Source organism: Streptomyces klenkii (genome assembly GCF_003626645.1).
GTDB lineage: Bacteria > Actinomycetota > Actinomycetes > Streptomycetales > Streptomycetaceae > Streptomyces > Streptomyces klenkii.
Window position 1 is genome coordinate 208,619 of record NZ_RBAM01000002.1, and the last position, 23,674, is coordinate 232,292.

General features: G+C 73.4%; 21 protein-coding genes. 14 read left to right on the forward strand and 7 right to left on the reverse strand.

Annotated features, from left to right (window positions below):
- Nucleotides 1-147 precede the first annotated feature (147 nt).
- The gene (locus D7231_RS04315) at nt 148-939 is read left to right on the forward strand and encodes a VOC family protein (RefSeq protein WP_120753584.1); all 792 of its coding nucleotides are present in this window, start codon (nt 148-150) and stop codon (nt 937-939) included.
- A gap of 42 nt (nt 940-981) precedes the next feature.
- On the opposite strand, the gene D7231_RS04320 is transcribed toward D7231_RS04315, so the two are convergent.
- Nucleotides 982-1,842 (reverse strand): alpha/beta fold hydrolase, encoded by an 861-nt coding sequence (locus D7231_RS04320; protein WP_120753585.1) that lies wholly within the window; start codon nt 1,840-1,842, stop codon nt 982-984.
- A 257-nt stretch (nt 1,843-2,099) separates the two neighbouring features.
- Nucleotides 2,100-4,490, reverse strand: coding sequence for a DEAD/DEAH box helicase (locus D7231_RS04325; RefSeq protein WP_241999562.1), 2,391 nt, complete (start codon nt 4,488-4,490; stop codon nt 2,100-2,102).
- A 547-nt stretch (nt 4,491-5,037) separates the two neighbouring features.
- Here D7231_RS04325 and D7231_RS04330 point away from each other — a divergent pair.
- Nucleotides 5,038-5,784, forward strand: coding sequence for a ferritin-like fold-containing protein (locus D7231_RS04330; RefSeq protein WP_120753587.1), 747 nt, complete (start codon nt 5,038-5,040; stop codon nt 5,782-5,784).
- Nucleotides 5,785-5,838: 54 nt separating this feature from the next.
- On the opposite strand, the gene D7231_RS04335 is transcribed toward D7231_RS04330, so the two are convergent.
- From D7231_RS04335 to D7231_RS04350, 4 genes are all read right to left on the reverse strand, one after another.
- Nucleotides 5,839-6,120: a hypothetical protein gene (locus D7231_RS04335; RefSeq protein WP_194962105.1), complete on the reverse strand. Its 282-nt coding sequence runs from the start codon at nt 6,118-6,120 to the stop codon at nt 5,839-5,841.
- A gap of 157 nt (nt 6,121-6,277) precedes the next feature.
- On the reverse strand, nt 6,278-6,505 hold the full coding sequence (locus tag D7231_RS04340) for a DUF3107 domain-containing protein (RefSeq protein WP_106682111.1): 228 nt from the start codon (nt 6,503-6,505) through the stop codon (nt 6,278-6,280).
- 60 nt (nt 6,506-6,565) lie between these two features.
- Nucleotides 6,566-7,204 carry a TetR/AcrR family transcriptional regulator gene (locus D7231_RS04345; protein WP_120753588.1) on the reverse strand — a complete coding sequence of 213 codons (639 nt, stop codon included), beginning with the start codon at nt 7,202-7,204 and terminating at the stop codon, nt 6,566-6,568.
- A gap of 184 nt (nt 7,205-7,388) precedes the next feature.
- Nucleotides 7,389-7,628, reverse strand: a complete 240-nt coding sequence (locus tag D7231_RS04350; protein ID WP_120753589.1) for a hypothetical protein — start codon at nt 7,626-7,628, stop codon at nt 7,389-7,391.
- A 138-nt stretch (nt 7,629-7,766) separates the two neighbouring features.
- On the opposite strand from D7231_RS04350, the gene D7231_RS04355 reads away from it, so the two are divergent.
- The 12 genes from D7231_RS04355 to moeZ all read left to right on the forward strand — a co-directional run bounded on the left by D7231_RS04355 (nt 7,767) and on the right by moeZ (nt 21,997).
- On the forward strand, nt 7,767-8,750 hold the full coding sequence (locus D7231_RS04355; RefSeq protein WP_120753590.1) for an alpha/beta fold hydrolase: 984 nt from the start codon (nt 7,767-7,769) through the stop codon (nt 8,748-8,750).
- Nucleotides 8,743-10,266, forward strand: coding sequence for a DUF3152 domain-containing protein (locus D7231_RS37385; RefSeq protein ID WP_241999563.1), 1,524 nt, complete (start codon nt 8,743-8,745; stop codon nt 10,264-10,266). Before D7231_RS04355 ends, D7231_RS37385 begins: the two co-directional genes overlap by 8 nt.
- A gap of 162 nt (nt 10,267-10,428) precedes the next feature.
- Complete coding sequence (locus D7231_RS38285) at nt 10,429-10,521, forward strand: Ms4533A family Cys-rich leader peptide (RefSeq protein ID WP_324197103.1); 93 nt, start codon at nt 10,429-10,431, stop codon at nt 10,519-10,521.
- 175 nt (nt 10,522-10,696) lie between these two features.
- A complete protein-coding gene (locus D7231_RS04365; RefSeq protein WP_120753591.1) occupies nt 10,697-12,418 on the forward strand; it encodes an ABC transporter substrate-binding protein in 1,722 nt (573 codons plus the stop codon).
- Nucleotides 12,415-13,419: an ABC transporter permease gene (locus tag D7231_RS04370; RefSeq protein WP_120753592.1), complete on the forward strand. Its 1,005-nt coding sequence runs from the start codon at nt 12,415-12,417 to the stop codon at nt 13,417-13,419. Before D7231_RS04365 ends, D7231_RS04370 begins: the two co-directional genes overlap by 4 nt.
- Nucleotides 13,416-14,405, forward strand: coding sequence for an ABC transporter permease (locus tag D7231_RS04375; protein ID WP_120753593.1), 990 nt, complete (start codon nt 13,416-13,418; stop codon nt 14,403-14,405). Before D7231_RS04370 ends, D7231_RS04375 begins: the two co-directional genes overlap by 4 nt.
- Nucleotides 14,402-16,165, forward strand: a complete 1,764-nt coding sequence (locus D7231_RS04380) for a dipeptide ABC transporter ATP-binding protein (RefSeq protein ID WP_120753594.1) — start codon at nt 14,402-14,404, stop codon at nt 16,163-16,165. Before D7231_RS04375 ends, D7231_RS04380 begins: the two co-directional genes overlap by 4 nt.
- Nucleotides 16,166-16,348: 183 nt before the next feature.
- Nucleotides 16,349-17,914: a DUF3492 domain-containing protein gene (locus D7231_RS04385; protein ID WP_324197104.1), complete on the forward strand. Its 1,566-nt coding sequence runs from the start codon at nt 16,349-16,351 to the stop codon at nt 17,912-17,914.
- Nucleotides 17,911-18,954 (forward strand): hypothetical protein, encoded by a 1,044-nt coding sequence (locus D7231_RS04390; protein WP_147449685.1) that lies wholly within the window; start codon nt 17,911-17,913, stop codon nt 18,952-18,954. The genes D7231_RS04385 and D7231_RS04390 overlap by 4 nt, the downstream gene beginning before the upstream one ends.
- A 93-nt stretch (nt 18,955-19,047) precedes the next feature.
- Nucleotides 19,048-19,962 (forward strand): NAD-dependent epimerase/dehydratase family protein, encoded by a 915-nt coding sequence (locus tag D7231_RS04395; protein ID WP_120753597.1) that lies wholly within the window; start codon nt 19,048-19,050, stop codon nt 19,960-19,962.
- The gene (locus D7231_RS04400) at nt 19,959-20,729 is read left to right on the forward strand and encodes a spherulation-specific family 4 protein (protein WP_228775322.1); all 771 of its coding nucleotides are present in this window, start codon (nt 19,959-19,961) and stop codon (nt 20,727-20,729) included. The genes D7231_RS04395 and D7231_RS04400 overlap by 4 nt, the downstream gene beginning before the upstream one ends.
- An 89-nt stretch (nt 20,730-20,818) precedes the next feature.
- Entirely contained in the window at nt 20,819-21,997 is a 1,179-nt protein-coding gene (gene moeZ / locus D7231_RS04405) for an adenylyltransferase/sulfurtransferase MoeZ (RefSeq protein WP_120753599.1), read from the forward strand.
- 66 nt (nt 21,998-22,063) lie between these two features.
- Here moeZ and D7231_RS04410 read toward each other — a convergent pair whose 3' ends face one another.
- Nucleotides 22,064-23,641: an alpha/beta hydrolase gene (locus tag D7231_RS04410; RefSeq protein WP_120753600.1), complete on the reverse strand. Its 1,578-nt coding sequence runs from the start codon at nt 23,639-23,641 to the stop codon at nt 22,064-22,066.
- Nucleotides 23,642-23,674: the final 33 nt, after the last annotated feature.

Here is a 23,674-nt window from a genome sequence, read left to right on the forward strand (position 1 = left end):
TGGGATCAACTGCGGGGGGAAAGCGCGTGCCGGAATGCATACGGGGAAGCCGAGTGGAACCCTGGCAGGGGGCCGTGGCCATTGGTCCGGCCACCCCCGACGGGAACTCCTGACTCGCAATCCGGAACAGAAACGAGGCGATCGGCCATGTCGGTCACTGACCGTGCCGTGCCCGGGGCGCCGTGCTGGGTGAGCCTGCTGACCGGCGACCTCGCCGCGGCACAGGCCTTCTACGGCGCCGTCATGGGCTGGACCTTCCGCCGCGGCAGCCTCGGAGAGGACTTCTCCGTCGCCCTCTCCGACGGCAGGCCCGTCGCCGGCATCGGCAACGTCGCGCGCCGCATGGGCGTGCCCGTCTCCTGGACCTCCTACTTCGTCGTCGAGGACGCCGACGTGACCGCCGCGCGCATCCGCGAGCGCAGCGCCACCGTCGCCGTCGGCCCGCTCTCCGTCGGCCCCGGCCGCGCCGCGCTGGCCGCCGACCCCGCCGGGGCCGTCTTCGGCTTCTGGGAGGGCAGGACCCTGCGCGAGTGGCAGATCGGCCAGCGGGGCGCCCCGGCCTGGCTGGAGCTGCGCACCCGCGACGCGTTCGCCTCCGCCATCTTCTACGGCGAGGTCTTCGAATGGGCCACGGGGCGGCCCGACCGCTGCGAGGTCCGCTACGAGGACGAGGCCGTCATGGTGCGGTCCGGCGGTCACACCGTGGCCTGCCTGCGCGGCGGCGCCATCGAGGCCGCCCCCGACCCGCGGATCCGGCCGCGCTGGCACGTCTACTTCTGCGTCGAGGACGTGGAGAAGGCCGTCGAGTCCGCGCTCGCGGCCGGGGGCACCGTGGTCGTGGAACCGGGGGAGTCGGAGGTGGGGCGCGAGGCGACGCTGTGCGACCCGGACGGGGGGCTCTTCACGGTCACGACCGGCTCGGCCGACGACCAGCTCTGACGGCCGGTCCTGATGTTCAGCCCTGACGCTCAGGCCTGACGTTCAGGCCCGGTCGGACAGCTCCCAGAAGCGGACCAGCGCCTCGGCCGTGGGGCCCGGCCGCTCGGCGTTGGGCGAGTGCTCGGCGCCCTCGATGACCGTACGGACGGCGGACAGCTCCTTCGCCATCGCGTCCATGGACGGCACGGGCCACGCGTAGTCCACGGCCCCCGACAGGACGTGCTTGGGCAGCGGCACCGCGGCCAGCTCCGCCGTACGGTCCGGCTCCGACGTCAACTGCCTGCCCGTCGCCATCAGTTGCTCGGGCACCGTCCCCATCCAGCGCCGGCGGAGGAACGCGTCCAGCTCCGGCGGGACGGGCGCGGCCGGGGCGCTCTCCCCGTCCGCCTTGCGCATCTCCAGCCACACCGCGCCCATGTCGTACGCGCCGAGCGCCGCGACCAGGCGCAGCGTGCGCTCTTGCTGCGGTGCGCAGATCGCGGCCGGGCCGCAGCTCATGAGGGTCAGCGACCGGAACGGGGACGTGTCGGCCAGCACCGCGGCGCGGGAGATCAGCCCGCCGAGCGAGTGCCCCAGCAGGTGCACGCCGCTGCCGAGGGCCGCCGCCTGGGCGAGCACGTCCCGGGCCAACTCGGCGCGGGCGTACGCCGCCTCGTCGCGCGGCCCGGCGGTCTCGTACTGCCCGCGCCCGTCCACGGCCACGGCCCGGTACCCGGCCGCCGTGAGCGGCTCCAGCAGCGCGATGAAGTCCTCCTTGCTGCCGGTGAAGCCCGGCACGAGCAGGACGGTGCCGCGCGGGGGAGCGGCGGGGCGGGCGTCGATCACCGCGAAGTCCCCACGGGAGGTGGAGAGCTGGTGGGCGCGGGCGCCCGGGGGCAGCGTGAAGAAGGGAGGCCTGCTCATGGCATGAGGCTAACGCGGCTTCGCCACGACGTCGGAGGGAGTACGGGGCAAGCCCGGATCCCCGAGGGCCCGGGGCCCAGGGGCGCAGCCCCGGGAAACGGTGGAAGGGCGGGGCCGGGGCGTTTCCTCCGCCGCGGCGGTGCTCGGCCCCACCGGCGTATCCGGCGGTGCCGAACCGGCCCGGCCGACGGTACGGCGAAGGCCGGTCGCCCCACGAGTGCGGGGCGACCGGCCTTCAACGGTCAGCAGACCAGGCGTCAGGCCTCCGTGGAGGCCGCGGCCTTCTTGGCGGCCGTCTTGCGGGTGCGCTTGGGCTTCTCCGCAACCTCGGCCTCCACGGCCTCGGTCTTGGCGGCAGCGGCCTTGCGCGTGCGCTTCGGCTTCGCCTCAGCCTCAGCCTCGGCCGCGGGCTCGGCCACGGCCTTCTTGGCGGCCGTCTTGCGGGTACGCTTCGGCTTCTCCGCAACCTCGGCCTCGGCCTCTACGGCCTCCGCCTTGGGGGCGGCAGCCTTGCGGGTCCGCTTCGGCTTCTCCACGACCTCGGCCGCCTCGGCCGTGTCGACCGCTTCCACGGCCTTCTTGGCAGCCGTCTTGCGGGTGCGCTTGGGCTTCTCCGCAACCTCGGCCTCGGCCTCGGCGACGGTCTCCACCGCGGCCACGGCCTTCTTCGCAGCCGTCTTGCGGGTGCGCTTCGGCTTCTCCACGACCTCGGTCGCGGCCTCGGCCTCCACGGTCTCCGCCTTGGGGGCAGCGGCCTTGCGGGTCCGCTTCGGCTTGACCTCAGTGACCTCGGCGACCTCAGTGACGACGACCTCGGCCTCGACCGCAGCCGCGGCCTTCTTCGTCGTACGGGTGCGCTTCGGCTTCGCCTCCACGGCCTCCGCCGTGTCGACCGCAGCCTCGGCGGGGGCCGCCGCGGCCTTCTTGGCGCGGGTCCGGCGGACCGGCTTGGCCGGAGCCTCGGCCTCGGCCGGCTCCTGGGCCGGAACGACCGGCGCGGCCTCGACGACCGGAGCCGTCTCGACGACGGGCACCGTCTCGGCGGCCACCATCGCGGCAGCAGCCTCCGGCTTCGCCGCACGCGTGCGGCGGCGGCGCGGCTGGGCCGGAACCTCCGCGGCGGGCGCCGGGGCGGCCGGGGCGGCAGCCTCGACCGCAGCGGCGGGCTCGGCGGTCACCACGGCCTCGGCGGCGACGGCCGCGACCGGGGCCGAGCCGGCCCCGCTGCGCGTACGCCGACGGCGACGCGGCTTCGCGGGCGTAGCGGGAGCACCCTCCGCCACGGGAGCCGCGGGCGCGGCGGCGGCCGGAGCGGCCTGCTCGCTGCCGAGCGAGGCCCCGCCACGGGTGCGGCGGCGCTGACGCGGCGTGCGCGTACGGGCCGGGCGCTCCTCGGTCTCCTGGCGCGGGCCACGGTCCCGGTCGCGGTCACGGCCGCCGCGGCCACCACGGCCGCCGGTCTCGCCGAGGTCCTCGATCTCCTCCGCAGCGAGCCCGGCACGGGTCCGCTCGGAGCGCGGCAGTATGCCCTTCGTGCCGGCGGGGATGCCGAGCGCCTCGTACAGGTGCGGGGACGTGGAGTACGTCTCCTCGGGCTCGTCGAAGGGCAGTTCCAGCGCCTTGTTGATGAGCTTCCAGCGCGGGATGTCGTCCCAGTCGACGAGGGTGACGGCCGTACCCGACTTGCCGGCGCGGCCGGTGCGGCCGATGCGGTGCAGGTAGGTCTTCTCGTCCTCGGGCGCCTGGTAGTTGATGACGTGGGTGACGTCGTCGACGTCGATGCCGCGGGCGGCGACGTCGGTGCAGACGAGGACGTCGACCTTGCCGTTGCGGAAGGCGCGCAGCGCCTGCTCGCGGGCGCCCTGGCCGAGGTCGCCGTGGACCGCGCCGGAGGCGAAGCCGCGGCGCAGGAGCTGGTCGGCGATGTCCGCGGCGGTCCGCTTCGTCCGGCAGAAGATCATCGCGCGGTTGCGGCCCTCTGCCTGGAGGATGCGGGAGACCATCTCCGGCTTGTCCATGTTGTGGGCACGGAAGATGTGCTGCGCGATGTTGGCGTGGGTCTGGCCCTCGTCGTCCGGCGAGGTGGCGCGGATGTGCGTGGGCTGGGACATGTAGCGCCGCGCGAGGGAGATGACCGCGCCCGGCATGGTGGCCGAGAAGAGCATGGTCTGGCGCTTGGCCGGGAGCATCGTGATGATGCGCTCGACGTCGGGGAGGAAGCCCAGGTCGAGCATCTCGTCGGCCTCGTCCAGGACGAGGGCCTTGACGTGCGCGAGGCTGAGCTTCTTCTGGCCGGCGAGGTCGAGCAGGCGGCCGGGGGTGCCGACGATGACGTCGACGCCCTTCTTGAGGGCCTCGACCTGCGGCTCGTAGGCGCGGCCGCCGTAGATGGCCTGGACGCGGACGTTGCGCACCTTGCCGGCGGTCAGGAGGTCGTTGGTGACCTGCTGGCACAGCTCACGGGTGGGGACGACGACGAGCGCCTGCGGGGCGTCGGTCAGCTGCTCGGGCTTCGCCCGGCCCGCCTCGACGTCCGCGGGGACGACGACGCGCTCCAGGAGCGGCAGGCCGAAGCCCAGCGTCTTGCCGGTGCCGGTCTTGGCCTGGCCGATGACGTCGGAGCCGGAGAGGGCGACCGGGAGCGTCATCTCCTGGATCGGAAAGGGGTGGACGATGCCGACGGCTTCGAGCGCTTCGGCCGTCTCGGGGAGGATTCCCAGGTCTCGGAAGGTCGAGGGGTTCGAGAGAGTGGACAGGATCTTGCCTCTTCTGTGAGACGCGACGCTGGGCGGCGAAGGGGGTCGTACAGGTCGTACGGACCGCGCCGGGGTACTGTCCGGCCTGGGGACGCCGGAAGGCGCGGGACCACTGCCTTCGCTCGAGCACACGTGCCGCGAGCGGATCCCTCCTGGTACGCACGTCTCGTGCGCGCCGTGCGGAGGGCGGTCGGTTTTGGAAGCCGATCGGGCCACCGACCGGGCATCCGCTGGGGGCCCAGGGGCTGGGGCGAGAAAATGCCCCCGGAGGACACAGCATGGGACAGCCTGCCGACACACTCGACAGGCGCATTACCACTGTACCCCGGAAAGGCGCATGTGTGTCCGGACAATCCTCCGGACATTCCTTGGGACAGATCCGGATGAAGTAGCTGACCTGGGGCTTCCCCGTGTTGCGAAGCGGGCTATTGTGCGCTCCATGGAGACGTCCGACAACGCTGAGAACGCCAACGAGCCCACCGAGGCGCTCACCGGGATCGCCGCCCAGGACTGGGATCAGGCATCCGCCGACCCGCAGTACCGCGCGGCGGTCGTGGACCTGCTGGGCGCGCTCGCCTACGGCGAGCTGGCCGCCTTCGAGCGGCTCGCCGAGGACGCCAAGCTGGCGCCGTCGCTCGACGACAAGGCCGAGCTGGCGAAGATGGCCGCGGCGGAGTTCGGCCACTTCCAGCGGCTGCGCGACCGGCTGGCCGCCATCGACGTGGATCCGACCGGCGCCATGCAGCCCTTCGCGGCCGCGCTGGACGAGTTCCACCGCCAGACGGCGCCCTCGGACTGGCTGGAAGGCCTGGTCAAGGCCTATGTGGGCGACTCGATCGCCAGTGACTTCTACCGCGAGGTGGCGGCCCGCCTGGACTCCGACACCCGCGCCCTGGTGCTGACCGTGCTGGACGACACCGGCCACGCGACGTTCGCGGTCGAGAAGGTGCGCGCCGCGATCGAGGCCGAGCCGCGCGTCGGCGGCCGCCTCGCGCTGTGGGCGCGCCGGCTGATGGGCGAGGCGCTCTCGCAGGCGCAGCGCGTCGTCGCCGACCGTGACGCGCTCTCCACGATGCTCGTGGGCGGCGTGGCCGACGGCTTCGACCTCGCGGAGGTCGGCAAGATGTTCTCCCGGATCACCGAGGCGCACACCAAGCGCATGGCCGCGCTGGGCCTCGCGGCCTGACCGCACGCCCGACGACACCGGCCCGGGCTCCGGCCCGGGCCGCTCCGGCCCTCTTCAGGCCGTGGCTGATCGGCGGGCCGGGCGGTCGCCCTGGCGCAGCAGCAGGGACAGCAGCGCGACGGCCACCCCCAGCGAGACCGCCAGGACGGCAGGGGTCTGCCCCGGGCCGAGGACCGAGTGGCCGAGCAGGGCGCCGAAGAGCGCCGCGACGGGACCGGTGGCCAGTGTCAGCGCCCGCGAGCGGAACTGCCCGTACCGCTCGGGCAGCCAGTGCAGGGCGCCGTAGGACACGGCGAGGCCGATGAGAAGCGAGCCGAGCACTTCCCAGAGGATCATCGTCACTTCCCTCCCGTACGGGGCGAGGGGCGGGTGCAAACCGGTCGAAGCCGTACTACCCCACGAGGGTCTCCGGCAACCTCCCCGGCGTGCATCCGTAAAGACAACGGCGGGGCCCCGGTGATTCCTCACCGGGGCCCCGCCGCTGGAAGCGCTCTCAGAGCGCGCCGAAACCGACCTTGCGGGCCGCCGGCTCGCCGATCTCCACGTACGCCAGGCGCTCGGACGGGACCAGGACCTTGCGGCCGCGGCTGTCCTCCAGGCTGAGCAGCGGTGCCTTGCCGGCCAGCGCGTCGGAGATCACCCGCTCGACCTCCTCGGCACTCTGGGTGCTCTCGATGACGATCTCGCGCGGCGCGTGCTGCACGCCGATCTTGACCTCCACGGCTTACGTCCCTCCGAAGGTGTGGATTGATGTCCACACATTAGCCCGGGACGGTCGGTGTCAGTGCTGCTCGGGGGCGTTCTTCGGGAAGCCCGCGATGCCGCGCCAGGCGAGCGAGGTCAGCAGCTGGACGGCGGTGCCGCGGGGCACCGTGCTCTCGCTGGAGAGCCAGTAGCGCGCGACCACCTGCGAGACGCCGCCCAGGCCCACGGCCAGCAGCATCGCCTCATCCTTCGACAGGCCCGTGTCCTCGGCGATGACGTCGCTGATCGCCTCGGCGCACTGGAGCGAGACCTTGTCGACGCGCTCGCGCACGGCCGGCTCGTTGGTCAGGTCCGACTCGAAGACCAGACGGAAGGCGCCGCCCTCGTCCTCGACGTAGGCGAAGTAGGCGTCCATGGTGGCCGCCACCCGCAGCTTGTTGTCGGACGTGGAGGCCAGCGCGGTGCGCACCGCGTGCAGCAGGTTCTCGCAGTGCTGGTCCAGCAGGGCCAGGTAGAGGTCCAGCTTGCCCGGGAAGTGCTGGTAGAGCACCGGCTTGCTGACGCCCGCCCGCTCCGCGATGTCGTCCATCGCCGCGGCGTGGTACCCCTGGGCGACGAAGACTTCCTGGGCCGCGCCCAGCAGCTGGTTGCGTCGGGCCCGGCGCGGCAGACGCGTGCCCCGCGGCCGCGCCTCGGTCTGCTCGATGGCTGTCACGCCGCCTCCCAAGATTGTTCACTGCACGGTATGCACCGCGCCCGCCATCGTACTTTTGGGTAACCCGGGCGTGCGTGGTCGGAGCGGAGAATTTCACGGACCGGACGCTGTGGGAAGTCGACAAAATCCTGACAATTGGCGCAGGTCAGCCCTTGCCCCCGCGGTCAATGACGGTTACCCGAGGTCAGCGGTAGTCGTCCTCGTCCAGGTCCACGACGCGCGCCTGCTCGGCGACGTCGGCCACATTGGCCGCCGCGGGGTCCAGGAGAGCGAGCGGGTCGTCGCGGTGCTGGGTGAGGTCGGCGTGCTGCTCCGCGGCGTCGGCCTCCGGGGCCTCGGCGTCGTATTCCGTCACGTCGGCGTCCTCCTCGTCGAACTCGTCGAAGTCATCGAACGTATCGGGGTCGGTCGGGTCGACAGACATGCGGACCCTCTCTCCGGTTTCCGGGAAGTGCGCCCTACTCCTTGCGGTCGAGCCTAGGAGACAAGGGCCCGCCCCGCCAGGTGATCTGTGACCCCCGCCACAACGGCCCCGGCGTGATCCTCTCGTAACATTGCCCGCATGTCTTCGACCGAGTCGCCGGATGCCCGTACCGTCCCCGTGGTGCCTCCCGGTCGGCCCTCGCGCGTCAGCGAGGGCGAGGAGGTCCGCACGGTGGCCCTGCCCGGGGTCACGCTGGCCGTGCGCTCCCGCCCGCCCCGGGCGCCCGGGCTCGCGCCCGCGCTGTGCGTCCACGGCCTCGGCGGCTCCTCGCAGAACTGGTCCGCGCTCATGGAGCTGCTCGCCGGCGACGTCGCGTGCGAGGCGCTCGACCTGCCCGGCTTCGGCGACTCCCCGCCCCCGGACGACGGCGACTACTCGATCACCGCCTTCGCCCGGGTGGTCATCCGCTACCTCGACGCGAGCGGCCGCGGCCCCGTCCACCTCATCGCCAACTCCATGGGCGGCGCCATAGCGACCCGCGTGGCCGCCGTCCGCCCGGACCTGGTCCGCACGCTCACCCTGGTCTCCCCGGCGCTGCCCGAGCTGCGCCCGCAGCGCACGGCGGCGCCCACGGCCCTGCTCGCGCTGCCCGGCGTGGCGGCCCTCTTCGCACGGCTGACGAAGGACTGGACACCCGAGCGCCGTACGCGTGACGTCCTCGCGCTCTGTTACGGAGACCCCGGACGAGTGACATCCGAGGGCTTCGCCCTGGCCGTCGCGGAGTACGAGCGCCGCCTGGAGCTCCCCTACTTCTGGGACGCCATGGCCCGCTCCGCACGGGGAGTGGTCGACGCGTACACCCTTGGGGGCCAGCATTCGCTGTGGCGGCAGGCGGAGCGCGTCCTTGCCCCTACTCTTCTGGTCTACGGAATGCGCGACCAGCTCGTCTCCATCCGGATGGCCCGACGTGCCGGCAGGACTTTCCGCGACTCGCGGCTGCTGACACTGGTGGAATCGGGACATGTCGCCATGATGGAGGACCCGGACGCGGTGGCTCGTGCCTTCCGCGACCTCGTAGCGGACACTGCCACTGCCGATCGGAGCGCCTCGCCTCGTGGGTAAACACAGCGCACGCGCCCCCCGCGCCGTCTCCCGGCCCGCCGCGCCCGCCGCCTCCGGCGCGGGTGGCGGACCGGGCGCGGCCGGGCACGACGCCACGGCCGCCCCGCAGGGCGAAAGCGAGGGCGAGCCACTCGGCGGGCCCTTCGGCCCGGCAGGCGCCCCCGGTCCCGCGGGCCGGCCCGGTTCTTTCGAGGCCCCGGGTCCCTTCGACCCGCACGGTTCCTTCGTCCCGGCCGATCCGTTCGATCCGGCCGGTCCTTTTGACCCGCACAGTTCCTATGATCCGTCAGGGCCGTCAGGGTCCTTCGATCCTTCTGACGATCCCTCCGATGCGTTCGACGCCTTCAGACGGCAGGACGTCGGCGTCGGCTGGGGCGTCATCGGTGTGCAGCGCGTCCACGGCGCGGACACCGGAACGTACGGCCCGGGGGGCGTTCCCGACGGCGACGCGCGGCTGGCCGGCTACCTCGGCGGGTACGCGGCCGAGCCGGAGGCCGCCTCCTCCCCGTACTGGCTGGGCGGCGCCCCCTCCGCTTCCGGGCCCTCTGTTTCCGGCCCCGTCCTGGCCGAGGACCCCGCGCCCTCTGCGCCTTCCGCGCCCTCTGCGTTCTCCGCTCCCTCCGCGCCTCCCGCGCGGGTGCCCGCTCCCCGGCCGAGTACGGCCCGCCCCCGTACCGGCGGATCCCGCGGCACTTCGCGCAACACCGGCTCCCCGAAGTCCGGCGGCGGCATGGCGCGGACGGCGACCGGCGTGGCCGCGGCCGTCGTGACGGCCGTGCTCGCCGTCGTCGTCGCCGGGCAGGTCGAGGACGGCGCGGACACCCAGGCACAGGCGCGCCCCGCCGACGTCGAGCGCGCGAGACCGGACGCCGCCTCCCGCTCCGACAGCCGCCCCACGCCCAACGGCGGCGCCGCCGGGCAGCTCACGTACGAACAGAAGATGGACCGCAAGTACCCCTTGGACGAGAAGGCCAAGGGCAGTGGCTCCTTCGAAACCGTCGGCGGCCACGACAGCGCTCCCGGCCGCGGCGACGTGCTGCGCTACCGCGTCGACGTGGAGAAGGGGCTGCCGCTCGACGGCGAGCTCTTTGCCACCGCCGTGCACCGCACGCTCAACGACGAGCGCAGCTGGGGCCACGGCGGCACCCGTACGTTCGAGCGGGTCTCCTCCGGGCACGCGGACTTCGTCATCACGCTGGCCACGCCGGGCACGACGGCCGTGTGGTGCGCCAAGTCGGGGCTGGACACCACCGAGGACAACGTCTCCTGCGACTCCGCCGCGACCGACCGCGTCATGATCAACGCCTACCGGTGGGCGCAGGGCGCCCCCACGTACGGCGACAAGATCCACGCCTACCGGCAGATGCTCATCAACCACGAGGTCGGCCACCGCCTCGGGCACGACCACGAGACGTGCAGCAAGGAGGGCGCGCTCGCCCCGGTGATGATGCAGCAGACCAAGTTCCTGACGACGGACGGCGTCACCTGCCGGCCGAACCCCTGGCCGCACCCCTGAGCCGGTGATCCGCCGGGCTGTGTCCCGGTGATCCGCTGGCCCGTGTCGCGGTGATCCGCCGGCCTGCGCCCCGGTGATCGAATGTCTCGCTGTCCGGGACGTCTCATCTCTGGATGTGAGACACCTTGGACAGGGGCCGAAAATTCGTTCAGTCTTCTGCGCATGTCGTACCGCCACGCCTCCGAGAACGCCGCCTTCGTGCTGGCGCTGATCGGCGTGGCCGCGCACAGCGTCGCCGACATCCACTGTCGCTGAGACCGCCCTTCCCCTCGCGCCGTCCCGCGCTGCCCCGCAGCGTCGCGTCCGCCGGGGGCGGTTCTGCGTTCCTCGCGCTCGTATCCACCGCCTTCCGCGGGTGTTTCCTGCTCCCCGTCTCTTCGGTCCAACCCTCTTCGGTTCACCGTCGCATTCCGCGAAAGGCCTCACTTCCATGCCTCACATGTCCGTCATATCCCGCCGTGTGGCGGCCGCCGCCGTCAGCGTGGTCCTGCTCGGGGGCGCAGCGGCGTGCGGCCCGAAGGAGGGCGGCGACGCCAAGGGCGGCGGTGCCGAGGGCGCGCCCAAGAAGGGCGGCACGCTCACGGTGCTCAACGGCGCGCCGCAGAAGCAGTTCGACCCGGCCCGCCTCTACACCTCCGGCGGCGGCAACATCCCCTCGCTCGTCTACCGCACCCTCACCACCCGTCACCGCGCGAACGGCGCCGAGGGCACCAAGGTCGTCCCCGACCTCGCCACGGACACCGGCACGCCCGGCGACGACGCCAAGACCTGGACGTACAAGCTCCAGGACGGGCTGAAGTACGAGGACGGCTCGCCCATCACCTCCGCCGACATCAAGTACGGCGTCGAGCGCTCCTTCGCCGCCGAACTCTCCGGCGGCGCCCCCTACTTGCGCGACTGGCTCATCGGTGGCGACACGTACCAGGGCCCGTACAAGGAGAAGAAGGGCCTCGATTCCATCGAGACGCCCGACGACAAGACCATCGTCTTCAAGCTGAAGAAGTCCGAGGGCGACTTCCCCTACTTCGCCGCCTCCACCCAGTTCGCCCCCGTGCCCAAGGCCAAGGACACCGGCGCGAAGTACGCGGAGCACCCGGTCTCCTCCGGCCCGTACAAGGTCGTCAAGAACGCGGGCGACGGCGAGCAGATGACGCTGGAGCGCAACCCCAACTGGTCCGAGGAGACGGACAAGGAGCGGCACGCCTACCCCGACCGGATCGAGGTCAGATCGGGCCTGTCCGCCGCGGTCATCAACCAGCGCCTGTCGACCGGCTCCGGCCCCGACGCCGCCGCGGTCACCACCGACACCAACCTCGGCCCGGCCGAACTCGCCCAGGTCACCGGCGACAAGAACCTCGCCGCCCGGGTCGGCACCGGCCACTTCGGCCAGACCTCGTACCTGGCGTTCAACCCCGCGGTCAAGCCCTTCGACGACCCGAAGGTCCGGCAGGCGATCTCGTACGCGATCAACCGCACGAGCGTCGTCAACGCCGCCGGCGGCTCCTCGCTCGCCGAGCCCACGACGACCTTCCTGCCCCGCCAGAAGCCGCTGGGCTACACGCCCTACGACCACTTCCCGGCCGGCGACAAGGGTGATCCGGCCAAGGCCAGGGAGCTGCTGAAGGAGGCCGGTCACGAGAACGGCCTGGAGATCACCCTCACCCACTCCACCGCCCAGAACCGGGAGACCAGCCCCGAGATCGCGACCGCCGTCCAGGCCGCGCTCAAGGAGGCCGGGATCACCGTGAAGCTGGAGGGCCTGGAGGACAACGACTACGACGAGAAGATCCACAGCTTCGACAAGCAGCCGGGTCTCTTCATCGCCCACTGGGGTGCCGACTGGCCCTCCGGCGGCCCCTTCCTCGCCCCGGTCTTCGACGGCCGGCAGATCGTGAAGGACGGCGCCAACTTCAACACCGGCCGCCTCGACGACCCCAAGGTCAACGACGAGATCGACGCGATCAACAAGATCACCGACCATGACGCGGCCGCGCAGCGCTGGGGCGCCCTCGACCAGAAGATCGGCGAGCAGGCCCTGACCGTGCCGCTGTTCAACCCGGTCTACAAGCGCCTCTTCGGCAAGGACGTCAAGAACGTCGTCATCAGCAACTGGACCGGTGTCCTCGACGTCTCGCAGGTCGCAGTCAAGTGACCACCGATCTGCTCACCACCGCGGAACCGGAGGCGGGAGTCGCTCCCGCCTCCGGCGCCCGGCAGGTCCTGCGGCGGCTGAGGGCGCGCAAGTCCGCGCTCGCGGCCGCCGCCGTGCTGGGCCTGCTCGTCCTCCTGGCCCTCGCCGCGCCCCTGCTGGCGGCGATCGAGGGCCAGGACCCGAACACGTACCACGACGCCCTCGTCGACTCCGCGCGCGGCGGCGTCCCCCTCGGCGACTTCGGCGGCGTCAGCGCCGAGCACTGGCTGGGCGTCGAACCGGGCACCGGACGCGACCTGTTCGTGCGCCTCGTCTACGGCGCCCGGGTCTCGCTGCTCGTCGCCCTCGGCGCGACCGCCGTCCAGATCCTCATCGGCGTCGGCACCGGCCTCGCGGCCGCGCTCGGCAACCGCCTTGTGGAAAGCCTGCTCACTCACGTCACCGACGTGATGGTGGCCATGCCCCTGCTCGTCTTCGCCATCGCCACGATGGCCGTCGTCCCCGGGGACTTCCCGCGCCCCCTGCTGCTCGCCGTCTCCATCGGCCTGCTCCAGTGGGGCGGGATGGCCCGCCTCGTGCGCGCCCAGACGCTGAGCCTGAAGAAGCTCGACTACGTCTCCGCCGCCCGGCTGACCGGAGCCTCGTCCTGGCGCGTCGCCCGCCGCGAACTGCTGCCCTCGCTCGCCGCTCCTGTGATCACCTACGCGGCCGTCCTGCTGCCGACCAACATCGTGCTCGAAGCGAGCATGTCCTTCCTCGGAGTCGGCGTGAAGCCACCGACCCCCTCCTGGGGCCACATGCTCTCGACGGCCACCACGTGGTTCCGCGCGGACCCCATGTACGTGCTGCTGCCGGCGCTCATGCTGTTCGTCACCACGCTCGCCTTCACCGTCCTCGGCGACGGGGTGCGCGCGGCGCTCGACCCGCGCGAAGCGTCCCGGCTGCGCGTCGGCCGCACCCGGCGCAAGGCGCGCACGAGCGGCGCGGGAGGCGCGGCATGACCGGATACCTCCTGCGGCGCGCCGCAGGGGCGCTCGCCGTCCTCCTCGTCCTCTCGGTCGTCGTCTACGCGACCTTCTACATCGCGCCCGGCGACCCCGCCCGCCTGGCCTGCGGCCCGCGCTGCAACCCCGAGCAGATCGCCCAGGTGCGCGCCCAGCTCTCCCTCGGCGACCCCGTGTACGTCCAGTACTGGCACTTCCTCCAGGGCATCGTCGCCGGGCACGACTACTCCACCGGCACCGCCCTGCTCCACTGCGACGCACCGTGCTTCGGATTGTCGTACCAGAACAACCAGCAGGTCACCGACATGCTGATCGAGCGGCTGCCCGCCACCGCCTCGCTCGCGGTCGGCGCCATGGCCGTCAGCCTGCTGCTCGGCACCGTCACCGGCCTGCTCTCCGCGCTGCGCCGCGGCGGGGTGACCGAGCGGGTGCTCACCTGGCTCACCCTCGCCGGGACCGCCACCCCCGTCTTCATCAGCGGCCTCGCCCTGCTGATGCTGTTCTGCGCCTACCTGGCCTGGCTGCCCTTCCCGTCCTACGTGCCGCTCACCGAGGACCCCGAGCAGTGGGCCTGGAACCTGCTGCTGCCCTGGGCCGCGCTCGGTCTGCTCGAATCCGCGAAGTACGCCCGGCTCACGCGCAGTTCCCTGCTGGAGACGCTGGCCGAGGACCACATCCGCACCTTCCGGGCCTACGGCGTCGCCGAGCGCAAGCTCGTCACGCGGCACGCCCTGCGCGGCGCCGTCGCCCCCGTGATCTCCCTGTCGGCCGCCGACTTCGGGTCGATGTTCGGCGGCGCGGTCCTCACCGAGATGATGTTCGGCCTGCCCGGGATCGGGGCGCTGCTGGTGCACGCCACCGTGACCCTCGACCTGCCCGTGGTCGTCGCCGTGGTCATGGTCACCGGCACCGCCGTCGTCCTCGCCAACATCGTGGCGGACGTGCTCTACGCCGCCGCGGACCGAAGGGTGGCCCTGCGATGACCGCACCCCGCACGAGCGCCGGACCGGCGGACGCCCGGACGGCGTCCGGACCCGCCGCGGACGGGCCCCTGGTGGCCGTCTCCGGCCTCTCCGTCGCCTTCCCGGCCGGGCCCGGCGGCAGCCCCGTACGGGCCGTCGACGGCCTGTCCTTCACCGTCCCGCAGGGCGGGTCCCTCGGCATCGTCGGCGAGTCCGGCTCCGGCAAGTCCACGGCGGCCTACGCGCTGCTGGGGCTGCACCGGGACACCGGCGCCGACGTCACCGGATCGGTGACCGTCGCCGGGCACGACGTCCAGGCCGCGGACGGCGCCGCCCTGCGGCGGCTGCGCGGCGGCGTCGCCGCCATGGTCTTCCAGGACCCGCTCTCCTCCCTCGACCCGTACATGGCCGTCGGCGACCAGATCGCCGAGGTCTACCGCGTCCACCACCGCGGCGCCTCCCGCCGGGAGGCCCGGGCCCGCGCGGCGGAGGTGCTGGACCGCGTGGGCATCCCCGACGCGGCCCGCCGCGCCCGTTCCCGCCCGCACGAGTTCAGCGGCGGCATGCGCCAGCGCGCCCTCATCGCCATGGCCCTCGCCTGCCGGCCGCGGCTGCTCGTCGCGGACGAGCCCACCACCGCCCTCGACGTCACCGTCCAGGACCAGATCCTCGGCCTGCTGCGCGAGCTGCGCGCGGAGACGGGCATGGGCCTGATCCTGGTCACCCACGACCTGGGCGTGGCCACCAGCAGCGTCGACGAACTGCTGGTGATGAAGGACGGGCGGGCCGTCGAGCACGGGCCCGTCCGCGACGTGCTCCACGCGCCGCGCGAGGACTACACCCGCGATCTGTTGGCGGCCGTTCCGCGCGTAAACGTCCGGAGGCAGACCCGTAAGGACGGACTGCACGAGCCCGGACGTGACGACTCCGCCCTGCGTGAAGCGTCCGTCCTGTCGGAAGCATCCGTCGTGCCGGGAGCGTCCGCCCTGCCGGAAGCGGCCGTCCTCCTGGAAGCGTCCGGCCTGCGGCGGGAGTTCGGGCGCGGCAAGCGCGCCGTGACCGCCGTGGACGACGTCTCCCTCACCGTGCGCGCAGGCGAGACCGTCGGCGTCGTCGGCGAGTCCGGCAGCGGCAAGACCACGCTCGGGCGGATGCTGGTGCGCCTGCTGGAGCCCACCGGCGGCCGGCTGAGCTACCGCGGACGCGACATCGGCGGCCTGAAGGAGCGCGAGCTGCGCGCCTTCCGCAGCGAGCTCCAGATGGTCTTCCAGGACCCCGTCTCCTCCCTCAACCCCCGCCGCAGCATCGGCGAATCGATCGCCGACCCGCTGCGCGCCGCCGGGAAGCTGGACGACGCCGCGATCGTCGCGCGCGTGCGGGAGCTGCTGGAGCGCGTGGGGCTCGACCCGGCCTCCTACCACCGCTACCCGCACGAGTTCAGCGGCGGCCAGCGGCAGCGCATCGGCATCGCGCGGGCCCTCGCGCCCGAGCCGAAGCTGATCGTCTGCGACGAGCCCGTCTCCGCCCTGGACGTCACCACCCAGGCACAGGTCGTGCGGCTGCTCGGCGAGTTGCAGCGCGACCTGGGGCTCGCGCTCGTCTTCATCGCCCACGACCTCGCCGTCGTACGGCAGGTCAGCGACCGGGTCGTCGTCATGCGCGGCGGCCGGATCGTGGAGGAGGGACCGGCCGACACCGTCTACGAGCAGCCCGCGCACCCCTACACCAAGGGCCTGCTCGCGGCCGTCCCGCGGCTCGAAGCGGCCGAAGCCCCCGCATAGCGCGGGGCAACGCCCCATCTCCGGGAAAGTCACCTCTGTTCACCCCTTCCGGTGGCGCGACGGACAACCGTCCGCCGCGCCACGGGCGAGCCCGCATAGCGTGCTTCCGCTGCCGTAGCCGTTCGGCGGCCGCAGGTCAGGCGAGGGCGACCACAAGGGACAGACGGGGGTGCGTGCGTGCGCGTGGGACTCCTTACGGAGGGTGGGTATCCGTACGCCTCGGGTGAGGGCGGCCAGTGGTGCGACCAGCTCGTGCGCGGCCTGCCCGGGCACGACTTCGAGATCTGCGCCCTGAGCCGCCGCGCCCGGCAGGACGCGGGCGGCTGGTGCGATCTGCCGGAGCACGTGCGGCGGGTGCGGACGGCGCCCCTGTGGGGCGATCCGGCCGGGGCCGTGGGGCGCGCCCACCGCGCCTACGGCCGCCGCGAGCGACGCCGCTTCGGCGCGTACTTCGCCGGCCTCGCCGAGGCCCTCACCGCCACCGTCGAGCCCGGCCCCGAGGACCGCAAGACCCAGGCGTACCGTTTCGCCGACGCCCTGAACGGCCTCGCCGACCTCGCCCGCGACGCCGGCGGCCTCGGCTCCGCCCTCCGCTCCGAGCAGGCCCTGCGCATCCTGGAGTCCGCCTGCCGCGCCCCCGGCTCCCACCCCGCCGCCTACGGCATCCGCGTCGCCGACCTCCTCGCCGTCACCGCCCTCCTGGAGCGCGCCCTGCGCCCCCTGTCCCTCGACTGGTACGGCACCGGCACCGACCGCGGCCTCACCGGCGTCGACCTGTGCCACGCCACCTCCGCGGGGCCCGCCGCCCTCCCGGGACTCCTGGCCAAACGCTTCTTCGGCACGCCCTTCCTCGTCACCGAATACGAGGTCCGCCTGCGCGCCTACTACCTCAACAGCGCCGCCAGCGCCGCCGGCCTCTCCCTCCCCGTGCGGACCTTGCTGTCCGCCTTCCACCGGCAGCTCACCGCCGAGATCTACGCCCGGGCCGACATCATCACCCCCGGCGACGCCCAGGTGCGGCGCTGGCAGGAGCGCTGCGGCGCCGAGCCCGGCCGGCTGCGCACCGTCCACCCCGGCCTCGACCCCGGTCCGTACGAGGCCGTGGGGGAGCGGTCCGAGGCGGGTGAGGGGACGGACGACGGCCTCACCGTGCTCTGGGCCGGCGGCAAGGCCGAGCCCTATCTGTGGGAGACCCTCGCGGCCCTGCGCCAGGCCGAGCCCGAGGTGCGGATGCGCATCGCCGGCGACCCCGTCCCCGGCGTCCAGCCCGCCTTCGGCGTCTCCTACGAGCCCGAGGCCGGCCCCGGCGCGTACGCGGCGGGCAGCGTCGTCGTCCTCGCGGGCGGCGCCGATTCGTTCCCCACGCCGCTCGTCGAGGCCATGTTCTGCGGCCGCGCCACCGTCTCGCCGGACTCCGCGGCCGTCCGCGAAGTCATCGGCGGCACGGGCCTCGTCGTCCCCCCGCGCAACGCCGCCGCCCTCGCCGCCGCCTGCCTGGACCTGCTGCACGACGCCGGACGAAGAGCCAGACTCGGCGCCGCCGCCCGCGCCCGCGCCCTCGAACTCTTCACCACCGAACGGCATGTGACGGACTTCCACGGCCTCTACCTCGAACTCATCTCCCGCGCACCCGACGGGCGCGGCGCCGCGCCCGACCCCGCCGTCCCCTTCTCCCGCGCCGCCGAGTCCCGCACACCCCTTGACCTGACGCATCGTCAAACCTCGCCGACCTGGGCAGGCCGCCCATGACCACACCCCTCAGGGACGGCAGCGCGCCCGCCGCCGCTGCCGGCATAGCCGCCTCCGGTACCGCCGCCGGCCCTGCGAGGACCGACCCCGTGAAGGCCCTCATGCAGCGCCATCACGGGCTGTGCGCCCGCGCCGTGGATCCCCTGGAGATCGCCGCCGTCCTGGAGGACGGGGGCCTCACGGACCACGCGGCCGCGGAGTGCCGCCACCGGGACGTGTTCTCGCTGGCCGACGAGCTGTACGCACGCACCGTGCGCGAGGAGCCCGCGCGGCCCGCGCCCGGCGCGCCGGGCGCACCAGGAGCGCTCCCGGACAAGGCGCGCGCCCGCTGGCGGTTCGCCGGGCTGCTCGCGGGCGCCTGGCTCGTCGCGTACGCCCTCCTCGGCGGGCCCGCCCTCGGCGCGCTGCTCTCCGGCTCCGGCGGGCTCTCCGGCCGCTCGCTCCTGCCGGACGCCCTCCCGGCCGCCGCCGCCCTCCTGTGCAGCCTCGCCCCCGCCCTGTGGTGCGCCCGCTGGTTCACCGCGCGGGTGCGGCACGCACTCGTGGCCAGCCGCTCCCGCGCCGAGTTCCGGGCCCGCGCCTGGCCCCTGCTCCTCACGGCCGCAGGGCTGTTCACGGCCGCCCTGGCCACGCTCCTGTGGTCCGCCCGGGCGGCTTCGGGCGCCCCCGCCACCGGCCCCGGCGAGCTCGCCGCCGTCACCGCGCTCGGCGGGCTGCTCTTCCTCGCCCGGCTGCTCGCCACCCGCGGCTCCGGGCGGGCGGCCGCCGCCGCACTGGCCGCCTGCGCCCTGGAAGCGGCCGCGCTGGGCGCAGGAGCGCCGGGGGCGTCGTTCGCCGCACCGCCCCTCGCCGCGCCCGCCGTCGCCTGGGCCACCGGCGCATACGGCCCCTCCGTCATACCCCTCGTGGCCTGCGCCCTCCCCGCGCTCGCCCTCCTCGCCCACGCCCTGACCGCGCTCTCCCGGGCCTCCGCCCACCGCCACGGCGCACACGCACCCGTCCCCGCCGACCCCGGAGAAGCCCCGGCCCGGGCCCGGTGACCGCACGTCCCAGCCGCACACCCCCTTCAGAGGAGCAAGGAAGATGACCGTTCACCCCATCAGCACCGCCGGGCGAGAGCGAGGGCGCGACCGATGAGGGTTCTGCTGCTCGGTGCCAACGGCTACCTCGGCCGCTACGTGGCCGACCGCCTGCTCGCCGACCCCGCCGTCCAGCTCACCGCGCTCGGCCGCGGCGACGACGCGGACGTCCGCTTCGACCTCGCCACCGGCAGCCCCGGCGCGCTCACCCGCTTCCTCAACGCCGTCCACCCCGGCGTCGTCATCAACTGCGCGGGCGCCACCCGCGGCGGGGCCCGCGACCTCACCCGCCACAACACCGTCGCCGTCGCCACCGTCTGCGAGTCACTGCGCCGCAGCGGCTGCGGCGCCCGCCTCGTCCAGCTCGGCTGCTCCTCGGAGTACGGGCCCTCCCAGCCCGGCTCGTCCACCGCGGAGGACGCCGTGCCGCGCCCCGGCGGCCCGTACGGGGTGAGCAAGCTCGCCGCCACCGAGCTCGTCCTCGGCTCCGGCCTCGACGCGATCGTCCTGCGCGTCTTCTCGCCCGTCGGCCCCGGCACCCCGGCCGGCTCCCCCCTCGGCCGGCTCGCCGACGCCCTGCGGCGCGCCATGCAGAACGGCGACAACGAGCTCAAGCTCAGCGGCCTCGGCGTCCAGCGCGACTTCGTGGACGTCCGCGACGTGGCCCGTGCCGTGCACGCCGCCTCCCTCTCCGCCGCCCAGGGCGCGGTCAACATCGGGACCGGCCGCGCGGTCCGGCTGCGCGAGGCCGCCGCCACCCTCGCCCGCGTCGCCGGCTACGGCGGCTCCCTCCACGAGCTCGACGACCCCCACCTGGGCAGCCCGCCCGCCTACCCCTACCCCGACGGCTGCGGCAGCTGGCAGCAGGCCGACGTCCGCACCGCCCGCGACCGGCTCGGCTGGCGCCCCCGGATCGGCCTGGAGGAGTCCCTGGCCGACATCTGGATGGAGGCCGCGTGTCGTATCTGAGCCCGCCCGGGCAGCGGCGGACCCGGGTGCGCGAGGCCCCCCTGCGCTTCGGGGTGCCGGGCTTCGCGCACCCCCTGCTCGCCCCCACCGAGTGGGGCGAACTCCTGCGCGCCGACGTCCCCGTGGAGTGGGTCGTGCTCGGCAGCGGCGCCATGGCCGCCCCGGGCGGCACCGCCTCCGGCGGCCCCGGCGACCGCCCGGACCCGCACCGCGTGGCCGCCGCCGCCCGGCTGCGCGAGGCGGGTGTCCGGGTCCTCGGCCACCTGGACCTGAGGTTCGGCGAGCGCCCCCTCGGCGAGGTGCTCTCCGAGGCCCAGCGCTACCTCAACTGGTACCGGGTCGACGGCTTCGCCCTCGACGCCACCCCCGCCGACCCGGCCGCCCTGCCCGGCACCCGGCGCACGGTCGCCTCCCTGCGCACCGTCCTCGACCGGGCGTACGTCGTCCTCGTCCACGGCACCCACCCCTCGCCCGGCTACGCCGACCTCGCCGACCAGCTCGTCACCTTCTACGGCCCCTGGTCCGCCTACCGCTGGTCGCAGGTGGCCGAGTGGACCGCCGACTTCCCGGCCGCCCGCTTCTGCCACCTCGTGCACGGCGTCCCCCGCGCCCACCTGGAGGAGGCGCTGCGCCTCGCCCGCTGGCAGGGCGCCGGCACGATCTACTTCACCGACAGGACGGACCGGGACCAAGCGGACCCCTGGGAGGTGATGCCCGGCTACTGGGACGAGATCGTCTCGCGTATCGGACCTGGTGTCTCGGAATGAGGCGGGGCGTGGCAGTGTTACGGGGGAAGGACCGAATGCCGCCTGTATGTTCCCCGCCCCGGCGGGGATGACCCCTTCCTGGAGTCCCCGTGTCGCTGCCACCCCTGGTCGAGCCGGCTGCCGAGCTCACCGTTGACGAGGTCCGTCGGTACTCCCGCCATCTGATCATCCCGGATGTCGGAATGGACGGGCAGAAGCGCCTGAAGAACGCCAAGGTGCTGTGCGTGGGGGCCGGCGGTCTCGGCTCCCCCGCCCTGATGTACCTGGCCGCCGCCGGCGTCGGCACTCTGGGCATCGTGGAGTTCGACGAGGTCGACGAGTCGAACCTCCAGCGCCAGATCATCCACAGCCAGGCGGACATCGGCCGGTCCAAGGCCGAGTCCGCGCGCGACACGGTCCAGGGCATCAACCCGTACGTGAACGTCGTCCTGCACGAGGGCCGGCTCGAAGCCGACAACGTGATGGAGATCTTCTCTCAGTACGACCTGATCGTCGACGGCACGGACAACTTCGCCACGCGCTACCTCGTCAACGACGCGTGCGTGCTGCTGAACAAGCCGTACGTGTGGGGCTCGATCTACCGCTTCGACGGCCAGGCGTCCGTCTTCTGGAGCGAGCACGGCCCCTGCTACCGCTGCCTGTACCCCGAGCCCCCGCCGCCGGGCATGGTGCCCTCCTGCGCCGAGGGCGGCGTGCTGGGCGTGCTGTGCGCCTCGATCGGCTCCATCCAGGTCAACGAGGCCATCAAGCTGCTGGCGGGCATCGGCGACCCGCTGGTCGGCCGCCTGATGATCTACGACGCCCTGGAGATGACCTACCGCCAGGTCAAGGTCCGCAAGGACCCCGACTGCGCGGTCTGCGGCGAGAACCCGACCGTCACGGAGCTCATCGACTACGAGGCGTTCTGCGGCGTGGTCTCGGAGGAGGCCCAGGAGGCGGCCGCCGGCTCCACGATCACTCCCAAGCAGCTCAAGGAGTGGCTGGACGACGGCGAGAACATCGACGTCATCGACGTCCGCGAGCCGAACGAGTACGAGATCGTCTCCATCCCGGGCGCCCGGCTGATCCCGAAGAACGAGTTCCTGATGGGCACGGCCCTCCAGGACCTGCCGCAGGACAAGCGCATCGTCCTGCACTGCAAGACGGGTGTCCGGTCCGCGGAAGTGCTGGCGGTGCTCAAGGCGGCCGGGTTCTCCGACGCGGTGCACGTGGGCGGCGGCGTGATCGGGTGGGTCCACCAGGTGGAGCCGGACAAGCCGGTGTACTGAGCCTTCTGCGTACGTAGTAAGGGGTGGCCTCCATGGAGGCCACCCCTTACCGCTTACCGGTTACTGCTACGAGCAGGTCGTGCCCCCGGCCGGGACCTTGCCCTCCAGCAAGTAGTCGTTGACGGTGCGCACCATGCACGCGTTGCCGCTGTTGTACGCCCCGTGCCCCTCGCCCTTGTACGTGACCTCCGCGGCGACGCCCTTGCCGAGGCCCTCGGCCATGCGGTGCGCGCCCGCGTAGGGCGTCGCCGGATCCCCGGTGTTGCCGATGACGACGATGGGCGCCGAGCCCTCCGCGCTGACGTCGATCGTCTTCCACTTGCCCTCGACGGGCCACCCCGTGCAGCTGAGGAGCGACCAGGCGGCGGCCTCCCCGAAGACCGGGGACGCGGCCCGGAACTCGGGCAGCCGGCCCTTCACGTCGGCGGCGGTGTAGCGCTGCTGGGCGTCGGCGCAGGAGATCGCCCGGTTCGCCGGCTGGAGGTTGCTGTAGCGGCCGTCGGGGCCGCGCCCGCTCAGGAGGTCGTAGAGCACCAGCAGGGTGTTTCCCGTGCCCTTGTTCATGGCCTCCTGGAGGCCCTGCGTCAGGTACTTCCAGGTGTCCTTGGAGTACAGCGCGGACGCGATGCCGCTGACGGCCTCGTCCTGGGTCAGCTTGCGGCCCTGACGGGTCGGCAGGGGCTGCCCGTCGAGCTTCTTGAGCAGGGAGACGATCGAGTCCTGCGTCGGGCAGGCGGCGGCCTGGGCGGAGGCCGCGCAGTCCTTGAGGTAGTCGCTCAGGGCGAGCTGGAAGCCCTTGGTCTGGCCGAGGTTCCCCTCGACCGGGTCCTGCGTCGGGTCGACCACGGCGTCGAGGACCGCGCGGCCCACGTTCTTGGGGAAGAGGTGGGCGTAGACGCCGCCCAGCTCGGTGCCGTAGGAGATGCCGAAGTAGTTGAGCTTCGCGTCGCCGAGGGCGGCCCGCAGCCGGTCCATGTCGCGGGCGGCGCTGATCGTGTCGACGTAGGGCAGGACCTTCGCGGAGTTCTTGGCGCAGGCGTCCACGTACGCCTTGTTGGAGGCGAGGGCGGCCCGCTCCTCCTCCGCGTCGTCCGGGGTGCCGTCGATCTGGTTGGCGGCGTCGGTCTCCTTGTCGCCCAGGCAGCGCACGGCCGCGCTGTCGCCCACGCCCCGCGGGTCGAAGCTGACCAGGTCGTAGCGGTCGCGCAGCTTGTCGTAGCTGGGGGCCAGGCCGGGCAGGGTGGCCACGCCCGAGCCGCCGGGGCCGCCGAAGTTGAAGACGAGCGAGCCGAGGCGCTTGCCCTTGTCCCGTGCCTTCGCGCGGATCACGGCGAGCTCGATCGTCTCGCCGCCGGGCTTCGCGTAGTCGAGGGGGACGGGGAGCTTCGCGCACTCCCAGTCCTTGCCGGGCGCCTTGCCGTCGAGGGAGGCGCCCTGCGCGGCGCTGGGCGGGGGACAGGGCGTCCAGCGCAGCGGGGCCGCGCTCGCGGTGGCGCCGCCGTCCTTGGCGCCGCTCTTGCTGCTCTTGGCGTCCCCGGCCGCCGGGGGGCCGGAGTCGCCGCAGCCGGAGGCGGCGAGGGCCGTCACGAGCGCGATGCCGGCGCCGAGGAGGGCGGTGGTGGCCCGAGGTCGAGAGGAGCTCATTCCCCCGACTGTACGGAGGTGAAGGCGGCGGAG

Bases quoted from the DNA above. Each gene is read 5' to 3' on its own strand.
- D7231_RS04335 (WP_194962105.1), bottom strand. From the start codon at position 6,120: ATGATCCTCTGGGAAGTGCTCGGCTCGCTTCTCATCGGCCTCGCCGTG.
- D7231_RS04315 (WP_120753584.1), top strand. From the start codon at position 148: ATGTCGGTCACTGACCGTGCCGTGCCCGGGGCGCCGTGCTGGGTGAGC.
- D7231_RS04355 (WP_120753590.1), top strand. From the start codon at position 7,767: ATGTCTTCGACCGAGTCGCCGGATGCCCGTACCGTCCCCGTGGTGCCT.
- D7231_RS04325 (WP_241999562.1), bottom strand. From the start codon at position 4,490: ATGACGCTCCCGGTCGCCCTCTCCGGCTCCGACGTCATCGGCCAGGCC.
- D7231_RS04350 (WP_120753589.1), bottom strand. From the start codon at position 7,628: ATGTCTGTCGACCCGACCGACCCCGATACGTTCGATGACTTCGACGAG.
- D7231_RS04395 (WP_120753597.1), top strand. From the start codon at position 19,048: ATGAGGGTTCTGCTGCTCGGTGCCAACGGCTACCTCGGCCGCTACGTG.
- D7231_RS04410 (WP_120753600.1), bottom strand. From the start codon at position 23,641: ATGAGCTCCTCTCGACCTCGGGCCACCACCGCCCTCCTCGGCGCCGGC.
- D7231_RS38285 (WP_324197103.1), top strand. From the start codon at position 10,429: ATGTCGTACCGCCACGCCTCCGAGAACGCCGCCTTCGTGCTGGCGCTG.
- D7231_RS04390 (WP_147449685.1), top strand. From the start codon at position 17,911: ATGACCACACCCCTCAGGGACGGCAGCGCGCCCGCCGCCGCTGCCGGC.
- D7231_RS04330 (WP_120753587.1), top strand. From the start codon at position 5,038: ATGGAGACGTCCGACAACGCTGAGAACGCCAACGAGCCCACCGAGGCG.
- D7231_RS04320 (WP_120753585.1), bottom strand. From the start codon at position 1,842: ATGAGCAGGCCTCCCTTCTTCACGCTGCCCCCGGGCGCCCGCGCCCAC.
- D7231_RS04375 (WP_120753593.1), top strand. From the start codon at position 13,416: ATGACCGGATACCTCCTGCGGCGCGCCGCAGGGGCGCTCGCCGTCCTC.
- D7231_RS04365 (WP_120753591.1), top strand. From the start codon at position 10,697: ATGCCTCACATGTCCGTCATATCCCGCCGTGTGGCGGCCGCCGCCGTC.
- D7231_RS04380 (WP_120753594.1), top strand. From the start codon at position 14,402: ATGACCGCACCCCGCACGAGCGCCGGACCGGCGGACGCCCGGACGGCG.